Origin of the sequence: Rhodococcus sp. NPDC058505 (assembly GCF_042720095.1) — a bacterium.
Classification (GTDB): domain Bacteria; phylum Actinomycetota; class Actinomycetes; order Mycobacteriales; family Mycobacteriaceae; genus Rhodococcus_G.
In genome coordinates this window covers 124,794-135,881 of record NZ_JBHXNB010000008.1, presented here as the reverse complement: position 1 = coordinate 135,881, position 11,088 = coordinate 124,794, and the positions used below count along the sequence as shown (strand labels likewise).

Sequence of the window (11,088 nt, the reverse complement as noted above, 5' to 3'; positions counted from 1 at the left end):
CGGCGGGCCCGCCCCCTTGCCGCCCCGCTTGTTGGCGCTTTTTTAACCCCTTGGTTTTAAAAACCCCCCCACGGGCGCGGGGCGCGGCTCAGATGTTGCGGGGGCCGAACTGGCGGTCGCCCGCGTCGCCGAGGCCGGGAACGATGTAGGCGTCCACGTTCAGGCCGTCGTCGATGCTCGCGGTGACGAGGCGGACGGGCAGGCCCGAGTTCTCCAGTGCGGCAACACCTTGCGGCGCGGCAACCACGCAGACCGCGGTGATGTCGGTGGCACCGCGGTCGGCGAGCAGTTCCAGGGTGTGCACCATCGACCCGCCGGTCGCGAGCATCGGGTCGAGCACGTAGACGGGGATGCCGGAGAGGTCGGCGGGCAGCGATTCCAGGTACGCGATCGGGCTGTGGGTCTGTTCGTCGCGCGCCACGCCGACGAACCCGACCTGGGACTGTGGGATGGTCAGGCTGGCCTGCTCGACCATGCCGAGCCCGGCCCGCAGGACTGGCACGAGCAGCGGCGGGTGGGCGAGGCGGACGCCGCGGGCCGGGGCGACCGGGGTGGCGATGTCGAACTCCTCGACGGCGGCGCCGCGGATGGCCTCGTAGATCAGCATCTGGGTCAGCTCGCGCAGCGCCGCGCGGAACGCCGGGTTGCTGCTGCGTTCGTCGCGCATCGTGGTCAGACGTGCCGCGGCCAGTGGATGGTCGACCACCTGCGTGTCCATGCGCTTCAGGATAGGCAGTCGGCCCCGGTCCGTCGCGCCATCGGCGGCATCGCGTCCGCCGGGAACCGGATCGGGAACCGATGCGTCCAATGTCGTGACGGGTCGGGTGCGGCGACCCCGGGTGGGACGGGACCGGGGTGGCCGCGACGAGAAACGGGGGGGATCGGGCCATGACCGAGTTCGCAGCGGCAACCGACGGCATCCGCGCGTTCGGCGCGACGGCAACAACGATGGCGGCCGGGGTTCGCCAGGCGGCGGTGGGGGCGGCCGCGGTCGGCCCCGGGGTGTTGACACCGGTGTTCGGTCTGATCGGCGGTGACTTCCTTGCCGCGTTCACCGCCGCGCACGCCGCACACACCGCCGCCCTCGGCTCCCTGGCCGACACCCTGGACAGCATGGGTGCCGCCGCGGCGGCGTCGGCGGCCGCCTACGACGAGGCCGACGCGGGGGCCGCGGGCGGCCTCGCCGTCACCGGCACCGGGCTGGGGGTGTGACGGTGATCGGACTCGACCTGCTGACCCGGCCGTTGACGGACCTGCTCGACACGTTCGGCACCGGCGTGGTGCCGCCCGACGGCCCGCCGGAGGCGTTGACGATCGCGTCCGCCGCCCTCGACTCCGCCTACGCCATCGGCAAACTCGGCCTCGCCGAGCTCGGCGGGGCCTGGTCGGGCAGCGCCGCCGATGCGGCGGCCTCGAAGGGCGGGCAGGCGCAGATCCAGCAGGTGCAGCTCTCCGAGCGGGGCACGGAGATCGCGACGGTGCTGACCGCGGCGTCCGGGGACGTGGGCGCCGGCCTCGCCGAGTTGCAGGGCATCGCGGCGTCGTTCGTGTCGACCGCCGTCGCGGCTGGCCCGGCGCTGACGACCCCGGCGGGGCAGCTCATGATCGTCGCGGCCGCGATCGACCACCTCTCCCGAGGGGTGGCGGTGGTGGCCCGGGTCCGCTCCGAGCTCGACCTGCACACGGCCGCGATGACGCGGTTGACGGCTCCGGATCCGGGGGTCGCCCCGGCCAGTGCGGGGACCGCGGAGGCCGTGGTGCGGCCCGCCTCGTCCGGCCCGTCGGTGCCGCTGGCCGGGCTGCAGCAGCGCGGCGACGCGTTCGGCGGGTTCGCACGCGGTTTCGCCGATGCCACGACCTCGGGATCGCCGTCGAACCCCGGATATCCCGGCTTCGCGGGCGCGCTGGGCGCCGGCCGCGGCGGCGCGCAGCCGCAGGCGGCCGGTGTGCGGGGCGGCAGCAGTTCCGACCCGCTGGGCAGCAGCGGCGGCGTCGAGGTGTTCCTGCCCGACGGCAGCACCGCGATGGCACCGAACCGCGAGGCGGCGGACGCGGTCCGCAACGCGCTGAGCCAGCAGGGGGTGCCGTACTCGTGGGGCGGCACCACACCGGGTCAGGGGCTGGACTGTTCGGGCCTGACGCAGTGGGCGTACGGCGAGGCCGGGGTGGACATTCCGCGGCTCGCGCAGGAGCAGTCCGTCGGCTCCGCGGTGGACCCGTCCGATCTGCGGCCCGGTGACCTGGCCGTCTGGGACGGCCACGTCGCGATGGTGATCGGGAATGGTCAGATGGTCGAGGCGGGCGACCCGGTCCAGGTCAGCTCCGTCCGCACCGACAACATCGGGATGAGCTTCCACGGCTTCTACCGGCCGACCGCGTGAGCACCCCGTTCGGGCCGGGCGTCCCGGTCGACGGCGTGCTCGGCGCCCCCGCTGCCCCGCCCACCGACGACCGCACGCCGGGCGGTGAGCAGGCCGCACCGGCATCGGCACCCGACGACGTCGCGGTCGCGTCGGCGTCGAACCGGCGCGGCACCGTCACGGTCACGGCGACCGACCGCGGGCAGCCGCTCGACCTGCGCGTCGACCAGCGGGAATTGCGCTACGGCGGAGCCGAACTGGCAGCCGCGATCCTCGAGATGTGCCGGTCGGCGGCGGCGGAGGCGAAGGCCCGCCGCCGCGACGACCTCGCGGGGGCCGGGGTCCCGCCGGACATCCTCGACCGGCTCGGGCTGCCGACCCGGGACGCAATGGCGTCCGTGCAGGACCGCGACGCGGCCGACGGGCCCGTGCCGCCGACCTGGCTGCGACCGCTGTGAGCGGCGCGGGCGGGCGCCCGATGGACGCGGTGGTCACCCGGGCGGGGACGCGGCTCGCGGACCTCGAGGAGGCGCTGCACCAGCTGACGACGGCGCGGGCCCGGGTCACACATCCGTCCGGCCTGGTGAGCGTGGAGGCGGACGAGCACGGCGGCATGTGCGGGCTGTGGCTGCCGGCGGCGTTGGGCGGCGTGGACGCCGGTGACCTGGGGCGGGCGGTGGTGGAGACCGCGGCCCGGGCGGCGGAACTGGTCGCAGCCCAACGCGAACAGGTCCTGGCATCGCTTGCACGCCGGTTCACCGATTAGGCTTCGCGCCATGGCTGGAGACATCGTCCCGATCCAACTCGGTCTGACCGACGGCGACCTCGTCACCCTGTGGGCTCCCCGCTGGCGGGAGGGGGACGACGAATGGGAGGCGTTCCTCGGCCACGGGGAGGATCTGTACGGGTTCGGCTCGGCCGCCGAATTGGCCGCCTTCGTCCGGGGACGCGCCGAACACGACCTGGCCGAGCACCCGTCCTGGCCGATCGTCGCCGCGCTGTCCGCGGCGGAGTTTGAGCCCGACGACTCGCATGTCTTCGACCTGATCGGCGTCCCCGAACTCGTTGCCGGCGACCCGGACGCCGACACCCTCGGGGAGCTTGAGGACACGTTCGAGATGGCCCGCTCGATCGGCGAGGTCTGCGACCTCGACGTCGTCACCCGCTACTTCGGCGCGCACCCGGTGCTCGGCTCGGTCGCGGCGGGCCCGGCCGCGTTCGTGGGCCGGGACGGCGAGGAGCGCTGGGATCAGATCGGCGCGGCGATTGCCGCGGGCTGGGACGACGTGATCGACGCGATCGACGCGGTCACCACCTCCCCCACGGTCGATGCCGCCGCGGTCGAGGAGGCGGAGGCCGAGATCGTCGCCGCCGAGGAGAACGTCGTCGACGCCGACGATGCCGCCGACGAGGGCGAGGACGACGACGATCTCGAGTACACGATCCTCGACATCGACGACCACCAGGACGACCCGACCGCCGACGCCGCCGCCGAGGAGACGTTCTGGACGTCGGTCGGGATCGACCCGATCAAGATCATCACCGCCGCGGCGACCTACTTCACGCTGCGCTGCTACCTCGACGACGAGCCGGTCTTCCTCGGCCGGTCCGGCCGGATCCTGGTGTTCACCTCCGAGCGGGCGCTGGCGCGGTACCTCGCCGACAACCACGAGCACGACCTCGCCCACGTCAGCACCTACACCGAGGTGTCGACCGCCGCCGTCGACGGGTCGCTGGTGATCGAGGTGACCGAGGAGAACGTGTACGTCCTGTCGGGGATCGCCGAGGATCTCGCGGCGGGCCCCCGCGCGGTGGACGCCGACCAGCTCGACCTCGCGGTGGAGCTGTTCACCGACGCGGCGGCGTTCGCCGACGACGACTCCACCGAGCGGGCGCTGGCGCCGTCGACCCCGCTCGGGTGGTACGTCTCGTACACCCTCAACCCGGATCCCACCCGGCTGGCACCGAGCGCACCGTTCACCGCGGAGGCGCAGGCGTGGCGGCAACTCGAGCAGGAGTTCGAGGCCCGGCTGCGGGTCGAGTGACGCGGACCCCGGCTCGGGTCACTCCCCGCGGAGCCGGGCGTAGGCGGGCTTGATCACCTCGTCGATCACCGCCAGCCGCTCCGGGAACGGGATGAACGCGGACTTCATCGCGTTGATCGTGAACCGTTCGAGGTCGCCCCACCCGTAGCCGAAGGTGTCGGCGAGCACGACCATTTCCCGGCTCATGCTGGTCGCGCTCATCAACCGGTTGTCGGTGTTGACGGTGACCCGGAACCGCAGCCGCGCGAGCAGGTCGAACGGGTGCTGGTCGAGGCTGGCGACGGCGCCGGTCTGCACGTTCGAACTCGGGCACAGTTCCAGCGGAATCCGCTTGTCCCGCACATAGTTGGCCAGCCGACCGAGCCGGACGTCGCCGTCGTCGCCGACGGTGATGTCGTCGGTGATCCGCACGCCGTGCCCCAACCGGTCCGCGCCGCAGAACGCGATCGCCTCGTGGATGGACGGCAACCCGAAGGCCTCCCCCGCGTGAATCGTGAAGTGCGCGTTGTTCGCCCGCATGTGTTCGAAGGCGTCGAGGTGCCTGCTCGGCGGATGCCCTGCCTCCGCGCCCGCGATGTCGAACCCGACGACGCCGCGGTCGCGGAACCGGACGGCGAGGTCCGCGATCTCCCTGGAGCGGGCGGCGTGCCGCATCGCGGTGAGCAGGCACCCGACGCGGATCCGGTGCCCGCCGTCGGCGGCCTGCGCCATCCCGTCCTCGAAGCCGAGCAGGGTGTGGTGGACAACCTCGTCGAGCGTCAGGCCCCGCTCGAGGTGCTGTTCGGGCGCGAACCGGACCTCCGCGTACACGACGCCGTCGGCGGCGAGGTCGGCGACGCATTCGCGGGCCACCCGCTGCAGCCCCTCCGGGGTCTGCATCACGGCGACGGTGTGGGCGAACGTCTCGAGGTACCGCTCCAGCGATCCGCTGCTCGCCGCCGAGGCGAACCAGGCCGCGAGCGTGTCGGCGTCGTCGGCGGGCAACCGGTCGTACCCGCAGTGCTGCGCGAGTTCGAGGACGGTCGCCGGCCGAAGTCCGCCGTCGAGATGGTCGTGCAGCAGTGCTTTCGGCGCGGTCCGGACCGCGGCGAGGTCGAGCGGTGCCGGTCCGGGCAGCGGGGGTGGCGTACTCATGGACCGACGCTAGCGCCCCGACCCCGACGTGCGGGGCCGACGTGCCGGTCCGATGCGGTCGATCACGAGGGGCTCGTCGGGTGGCGGATCGCCGATCTCCCAAGCCCCGTCGAGCGCCGCGCGGACGGCCGCGATCCGATCGGGGGTGTCGGTGTGCAGGGTGAGCAGCGGCGCTCCCGCGGTGACCACGTCACCGGGCCTGGCGTGCCACTGCACGCCTGCGCCCGCCTGCACGGCCTGCCCCTGCCGTTCCCGTCCGGCGCCGAGACGCCAGGCCGCGGTCCCGACCGCCAGCGCATCGAGTCGGGTGAGCACCCCGGAACTGTCGGCGTACAACACTTCTCGTTCCGCCGCGACGGGCAGCGGTGCGGCGGGATCGCCGCCCTGCGCCGCCACCATGGCACGCCACCGGTCCATCGCGCGGCCGCTGCGCAGCACGTCCGCCGGGTCGACGGCGTCCAGGCCGACCGCGGCGAGCATCTCCCTGGCCAGGGTGACCGTCAGGTCAACCACGTCCGCGGGGCCGGCGCCCGCGAGCACCGCGATCGCCTCCTCGACCTCAAGCGCGTTGCCCGCGGTGTACCCGAGCGGGGTGTCCATCGACGTCAGCAGGGCGACGGTGTGCACCCCGGCGTCCTCGCCGAGTTCGACCATCGCCGTTGCCAATTCCCGCGCCTGCTCGACCGTCTTCATGAATGCCCCCGACCCGACCTTCACATCGAGAACCAGCGCCTGTGAGCCCTCCGCGATCTTCTTGCTCATGATCGAACTTGCGATCAGGGGAACGGATTCGACGGTGCCGGTGACGTCGCGCAGCGCGTACAGCCTGCGGTCCGCCGGGGCGAGATCCGCGCCCGCAGCGCAGACCACCGCCCCCACCTGCGGATCCGCCAGCGCCCGGAGCATCTCGGCGGCGCCCAGATCGGCGCGCCAGCCGGGGATCGATTCGAGCTTGTCGAGGGTGCCGCCGGTGTGGCCGAGTCCGCGCCCGGACAGCTGCGGGACCGCGGCACCGCACGCGGCGACCAGCGGCGCGAGCGGCAGGGTGAGCTTGTCCCCCACCCCGCCGGTGGAGTGCTTGTCGACCGTCGGCCGCGGCAGCGACGACAGGTCCATCCGCCTGCCGGACCCGATCATCGCGCGGGTCCACGTCGCCGTCTCCCGCCGGTCCAGCCCACGGAGGACGACGGCCATTGCCAGCGCCGCCATCTGCTCGTCGGCGACGTCGCCGCGGGTGAAGGCGTCGACGACCCACACGATCTGGTCGTCGGTGAGCGGGTGCCCGTCCCGTTTGGTGGTGATGACCGAGACCGCGTCGATCATCCCGGACCGCGCGGTCATCGCGGACCGCCGTCGGCGCCGTGCACCCGCGCGAGATCGGCAGGCCCGAAAGCCGCAGGCAGCAACGATGACAACGGCACCGGCCCGGCCTCGCCGTCCACCAACAGGCCGGGGCCGCCGTGCTCGTGCAGCAGTTGCCTGCACCGCCCGCACGGCGTCAGGACCTGGGAGTTTGCGTCCCGGCAGGTGAACGCGACCAGCCGCCCACCACCGGTCGCGTGCAAGTTACCGACGAGTCCGCATTCGGCGCAGAGGCTCAGTCCGTATGAGACATTTTCCACATTGCATCCGACGACGATCCGGCCGTCGTCGACCAGAGCTGCCGCACCCACCGGGTAGTGCGAGTACGGCGCATACGCCCCCACCCGAACCCCATCTGCGTTGTCCCGCAACATTTTCCAATCAATCTCGGCCACGGCTCCCCATCCTGTCACGGCGCGGGCGGGATCGCAGCGTAGCTCGCCGCGACACCCCGAATCATTGGAAAGGCAAACCTAAGTCGCCGCGGTCGGGGTCGTACGAACCGCCCGCCAAATTAGTTCCCACTTCACGGGAGGATTACAGTGCAGGGAGTCGGTTCAGGTTCTCGTCGCGCCATAGGCTGAAGACTCCACGGGTGGTCCCCACAAACAGCCGAAATTCCGGTGCGACGCGTCCATCAAAGACGTTGGAGGCACAGCACTCGATGAGTAGCACGACTGAAGCCGCTCCGGCACAGGAGCGCACGCGGTCGCTATACCGGGGCGACCCCGGAATGTGGTCTTGGGTTCTACACCGGATCACCGGCGTCGCGACATTCTTCTTTCTCTTCGTCCACGTGCTCGACACCGCACTCGTGCGGGTCAACGCGGACACCTACGACCGGGTCATCGAGACCTACAAGAACCCGCTCGTGGGTCTCATGGAGCTCGCCCTGGTGGCGATGGTCCTCTACCACGCGCTCAACGGCATCCGCGTGATGCTGGTGGACTTCTGGTCGAAGGGCCCCCAGTACCAGCGCGTGATGCTCTGGGTCATCCTCGCGATCTGGTTCGTCGTGATGATTCCGGCCGCCGGACGCATCTTCTACAACATGTTTGCGGGGCACTGACATGAGCGAAGCGACGACATTTGAGGCACTGACATGAGCGAAGCGAAGACTATCGGGACGTCGTTCGACCGCCCCGCCAGCCTGGACGCGCCGCGCTCGCCGCGCCGTCAGGCCAAGAACAACTTCGAGCTCTACGCCTGGTTGTTCATGCGACTGTCCGGCCTCGCGCTGGTCATCCTGGTGCTTGGCCACCTGTTCATCATGCTGATGATGGACGACGGTGTGCACCGCATCAACTTCGCGTTCGTCGCGGGCCGCTGGTCCAGCCCGTTCTGGCAGATCTGGGATCTGTCGATGCTGTGGCTCGCCCAGCTGCACGGCGGCAACGGCCTGCGCACCGTGATCGCGGACTACTCGCGCAATGACAAGACGCGCTTCTGGCTGAACACGATCCTCGCGATCGCGATGATCCTGATCATGGTCACCGGCACGTACGTCATCTTCACCTTCGACCCGACCTTCGTCCCGGGGAGCTAATTCTTCATGTTGGAACATCGTTACGACGTGGTCATCGTCGGCGCAGGCGGCGCGGGCATGCGCGCGGCCATCGAGTCGGGTCCGCGCACCCGCACCGCGGTCCTCACCAAGCTCTACCCCACCCGCTCCCACACCGGTGCGGCGCAGGGCGGCATGTGCGCCGCACTGGCGAACGTGGAAGAGGACAACTGGGAGTGGCACACCTTCGACACCGTCAAGGGCGGCGACTACCTCGCCGACCAGGACGCCGTCGAGATCATGGCCAAGGAGGCCATTGACGCGGTGCTCGACCTGGAGAAGATGGGTCTGCCGTTCAACCGGACCCCCGAGGGCAAGATCGACCAGCGCCGTTTCGGTGGCCACACCCGTGACCACGGCAAGGCCCCGGTCCGCCGAGCCTGCTACGCCGCCGACCGCACCGGCCACATGATCCTGCAGACGCTCTACCAAAACTGCGTCAAGCACGACGTCGAGTTCTTCAACGAGTTCTACGCCCTCGACATCGCGCTCACCGAGACCGAGGACGGCCCAGTCGCGACAGGCGTCGTCGCGTACGAGCTGTCCACCGGCGAGATCCACGTCTTCCACGCGAAGTCGATCGTGTTCGCCACCGGCGGCTCCGGCCGGATGTACAAGACGACGTCCAATGCGCACACCCTCACCGGTGACGGCATGGGCATCATCTTCCGCAAGGGCCTGCCGCTCGAGGACATGGAGTTCCACCAGTTCCATCCGACGGGACTGGCCGGCCTCGGCATCCTCATCTCCGAGGCCGTCCGCGGCGAGGGCGGCATCCTCCGCAACGTCGACGGCGAGCGCTTCATGGAGCGCTACGCCCCCACCATCAAGGACCTCGCGCCGCGCGACATCGTCGCCCGCTCGATGGTGCTCGAGGTGCTCGAGGGTCGCGGCGCCGGACCGAACAAGGACTACGTCTACATCGACGTGACCCACCTCGGCGAGGAGGTGCTCGAGGAGAAGCTCCCCGACATCACCGAGTTCTCCCGCACCTACCTCGGTGTCGACCCGGTCACCGAACTGGTGCCGGTGTACCCGACCTGCCACTACGTGATGGGCGGCATCCCCACCAAGATCAACGGTGAGGTGCTGCGCAACAACACCGATCACGTCCCCGGCCTGTACGCCGCTGGCGAGTGTGCGTGCGTCTCGGTGCACGGCGCGAACCGTCTGGGCACCAACTCGCTGCTCGACATCAACGTGTTCGGTCGCCGCGCGGGCATCGCCGCCGCCGAGCACGCCCTCGCCACCGACTTCGTCCCGCTCCCGGAGGAGCCGGCGAAGATGGTCGAGGAGTGGCTCGCGGTCATCCTGTCCGACCACGGCCACGAGCGGGTCGCGGACATCCGCCGCGAACTGCAGCAGTCGATGGACAACAATGCGTCGGTGTTCCGTACCGAGGAGACCCTGACGCAGGCGCTCAAGGACATTCACGCCCTCAAGGAGCGCTACAACCACATCACCGTGCAGGACAAGGGCAAGCGCTACAACAGCGACCTGCTCGAGGCCGTCGAGCTCGGCTTCCTGCTCGAGATGGCCGAGGTCACCGTCGTCGGTGCGCTCAACCGCAAGGAGTCGCGCGGCGGCCACGCCCGCGAGGACTACCCGGATCGCAACGACGCCGAGTACATGCAGCACACGATGGCGTACAAGGTCGGCAAGGACCTGATCTCCGAGATCCGTCTGGACTACAAGCCGGTTGTCCAGACCCGCTACGAGCCGATGGAGCGTAAGTACTGATGTCCGCACCCGTTGTAGACAAGGACGCACCCGCGCTGCCGCCCGTGCCCGAAGGTGCCGTCCTGGTCACCCTCAAGATCGCCCGGTTCAACCCGGAGGACGGCAACGGCCAGCACTGGGAGTCGTTCCAGGTTCCGTGCCTGCCGACCGACCGCCTGCTGAACCTGCTGCTGTACGTGAAGGGCTACCTCGACGGGACGCTGACGTTCCGCCGGTCCTGCGCGCACGGCGTGTGCGGCAGCGACGCGATGCGCATCAACGGCGTCAACCGACTCGCCTGCAAGGTGCTGATGCGCGACCTGCTGCCGAAGGACGGCAAGGCGCTGACCATCACGATCGAGCCGATCAAGGGCCTGCCGGTCGAGAAGGACCTCGTCGTCGACATGGAGCCGTTCTTCGAGGCGTTCCGTGCCGTGAAGCCGTTCCTGATGACCTCGGGCAACGAGCCGACCCGCGAGCGGATCCAGTCGCAGGCCGACCGCGCCCGGTTCGACGACACCACCAAGTGCATCCTGTGCGCCTGCTGCACCACGTCGTGCCCGGTGTACTGGAGCGACGGCAGCTACTTCGGCCCGGCCGCGATCGTGAACGCACACCGGTTCATCTTCGACAGCCGTGACGAGGGTGCCGCCGAGCGACTCGACATCCTGAACGACAAGGAAGGCGTGTGGCGCTGCCGCACCACCTTCAACTGCACCGACGCGTGCCCCCGCGGCATTCAGGTGACGAAGGCGATCCAGGAAGTCAAGCGCGCCCTGCTCTTCGCCCGCTGATCGCTCGCGGTCCTTCGCATGATCCCAGCTAAGGCGCGGACCCCTCCGGGTCCGCGCCTTTTCCTGCGTTCCACCAGCGGAAACGTGAAATCTATATTTCACTTCAGAAA

At 70.3% G+C, this 11,088-nt stretch carries 13 protein-coding genes; 9 read left to right on the top strand and 4 right to left on the bottom strand.

Annotation, left to right across the window (positions count from 1 at the left end):
• Positions 1 to 88 precede the first annotated feature (88 nt).
• On the bottom strand, positions 89 to 718 hold the full coding sequence (gene upp / locus ACFWPA_RS08985; protein WP_378506866.1) for a uracil phosphoribosyltransferase: 630 nt from the start codon (positions 716 to 718) through the stop codon (positions 89 to 91).
• Positions 719 to 888: 170 nt separating this feature from the next.
• Here upp and ACFWPA_RS08980 point away from each other — a divergent pair, with 170 nt between their 5' ends.
• Genes ACFWPA_RS08980 through ACFWPA_RS08960 form a run of 5 tightly spaced genes read left to right on the top strand, consistent with a single transcriptional unit; the run spans position 889 to position 4,405 of the window.
• Complete coding sequence (locus ACFWPA_RS08980; RefSeq protein ID WP_378506865.1) at positions 889 to 1,212, top strand: type VII secretion target; 324 nt, start codon at positions 889 to 891, stop codon at positions 1,210 to 1,212.
• 2 nt (positions 1,213 to 1,214) lie between these two features.
• Positions 1,215 to 2,381 carry a C40 family peptidase gene (locus tag ACFWPA_RS08975; protein WP_378506864.1) on the top strand — a complete coding sequence of 389 codons (1,167 nt, stop codon included), beginning with the start codon at positions 1,215 to 1,217 and terminating at the stop codon, positions 2,379 to 2,381.
• Entirely contained in the window at positions 2,378 to 2,818 is a 441-nt protein-coding gene (locus tag ACFWPA_RS08970; protein WP_378506863.1) for a hypothetical protein, read from the top strand. Before ACFWPA_RS08975 ends, ACFWPA_RS08970 begins: the two co-directional genes overlap by 4 nt.
• 20 nt (positions 2,819 to 2,838) lie before the next feature.
• Positions 2,839 to 3,126 (top strand): hypothetical protein, encoded by a 288-nt coding sequence (locus ACFWPA_RS08965; RefSeq protein WP_378506862.1) that lies wholly within the window; start codon positions 2,839 to 2,841, stop codon positions 3,124 to 3,126.
• A gap of 10 nt (positions 3,127 to 3,136) precedes the next feature.
• Complete coding sequence (locus ACFWPA_RS08960) at positions 3,137 to 4,405, top strand: primosomal protein (RefSeq protein WP_378506861.1); 1,269 nt, start codon at positions 3,137 to 3,139, stop codon at positions 4,403 to 4,405.
• Positions 4,406 to 4,423: 18 nt separating this feature from the next.
• On the opposite strand, the gene ACFWPA_RS08955 is transcribed toward ACFWPA_RS08960, so the two are convergent.
• Genes ACFWPA_RS08955 through ACFWPA_RS08945 form a run of 3 tightly spaced genes read right to left on the bottom strand, consistent with a single transcriptional unit; the run spans position 4,424 to position 7,296 of the window.
• The gene (locus tag ACFWPA_RS08955) at positions 4,424 to 5,539 is read right to left on the bottom strand and encodes an adenosine deaminase (protein ID WP_378506860.1); all 1,116 of its coding nucleotides are present in this window, start codon (positions 5,537 to 5,539) and stop codon (positions 4,424 to 4,426) included.
• A gap of 9 nt (positions 5,540 to 5,548) precedes the next feature.
• Positions 5,549 to 6,862, bottom strand: coding sequence for a thymidine phosphorylase (locus ACFWPA_RS08950; RefSeq protein ID WP_378507038.1), 1,314 nt, complete (start codon positions 6,860 to 6,862; stop codon positions 5,549 to 5,551).
• A gap of 14 nt (positions 6,863 to 6,876) precedes the next feature.
• Positions 6,877 to 7,296, bottom strand: a complete 420-nt coding sequence (locus ACFWPA_RS08945; RefSeq protein WP_378506859.1) for a cytidine deaminase — start codon at positions 7,294 to 7,296, stop codon at positions 6,877 to 6,879.
• A 269-nt stretch (positions 7,297 to 7,565) separates the two neighbouring features.
• Between ACFWPA_RS08945 and sdhC the strand changes: the two genes are divergently transcribed.
• The 4 genes from sdhC to ACFWPA_RS08925 are packed head-to-tail and all read left to right on the top strand — an operon-like array spanning position 7,566 to position 10,978.
• The gene (sdhC, locus tag ACFWPA_RS08940; protein WP_378506858.1) at positions 7,566 to 7,970 is read left to right on the top strand and encodes a succinate dehydrogenase, cytochrome b556 subunit; all 405 of its coding nucleotides are present in this window, start codon (positions 7,566 to 7,568) and stop codon (positions 7,968 to 7,970) included.
• 33 nt (positions 7,971 to 8,003) lie between these two features.
• Complete coding sequence (locus ACFWPA_RS08935) at positions 8,004 to 8,447, top strand: succinate dehydrogenase hydrophobic membrane anchor subunit (protein ID WP_378506857.1); 444 nt, start codon at positions 8,004 to 8,006, stop codon at positions 8,445 to 8,447.
• A gap of 6 nt (positions 8,448 to 8,453) precedes the next feature.
• Complete coding sequence (sdhA, locus tag ACFWPA_RS08930) at positions 8,454 to 10,205, top strand: succinate dehydrogenase flavoprotein subunit (protein ID WP_378506856.1); 1,752 nt, start codon at positions 8,454 to 8,456, stop codon at positions 10,203 to 10,205.
• Positions 10,205 to 10,978 (top strand): succinate dehydrogenase iron-sulfur subunit, encoded by a 774-nt coding sequence (locus ACFWPA_RS08925; RefSeq protein ID WP_378570027.1) that lies wholly within the window; start codon positions 10,205 to 10,207, stop codon positions 10,976 to 10,978. Before sdhA ends, ACFWPA_RS08925 begins: the two co-directional genes overlap by 1 nt.
• Positions 10,979 to 11,088 lie beyond the last annotated feature (110 nt).

Coding starts and splice junctions, on each gene's coding strand:
- upp (WP_378506866.1), bottom strand. CDS start 718: ATGGACACGCAGGTGGTCGACCATCCACTGGCCGCGGCACGTCTGACC.
- ACFWPA_RS08980 (WP_378506865.1), top strand. CDS start 889: ATGACCGAGTTCGCAGCGGCAACCGACGGCATCCGCGCGTTCGGCGCG.
- ACFWPA_RS08965 (WP_378506862.1), top strand. CDS start 2,839: ATGGACGCGGTGGTCACCCGGGCGGGGACGCGGCTCGCGGACCTCGAG.
- ACFWPA_RS08960 (WP_378506861.1), top strand. CDS start 3,137: ATGGCTGGAGACATCGTCCCGATCCAACTCGGTCTGACCGACGGCGAC.
- ACFWPA_RS08955 (WP_378506860.1), bottom strand. CDS start 5,539: ATGAGTACGCCACCCCCGCTGCCCGGACCGGCACCGCTCGACCTCGCC.
- ACFWPA_RS08950 (WP_378507038.1), bottom strand. CDS start 6,862: ATGATCGACGCGGTCTCGGTCATCACCACCAAACGGGACGGGCACCCG.
- sdhC (WP_378506858.1), top strand. CDS start 7,566: ATGAGTAGCACGACTGAAGCCGCTCCGGCACAGGAGCGCACGCGGTCG.
- ACFWPA_RS08935 (WP_378506857.1), top strand. CDS start 8,004: ATGAGCGAAGCGAAGACTATCGGGACGTCGTTCGACCGCCCCGCCAGC.
- sdhA (WP_378506856.1), top strand. CDS start 8,454: ATGTTGGAACATCGTTACGACGTGGTCATCGTCGGCGCAGGCGGCGCG.
- ACFWPA_RS08925 (WP_378570027.1), top strand. CDS start 10,205: ATGTCCGCACCCGTTGTAGACAAGGACGCACCCGCGCTGCCGCCCGTG.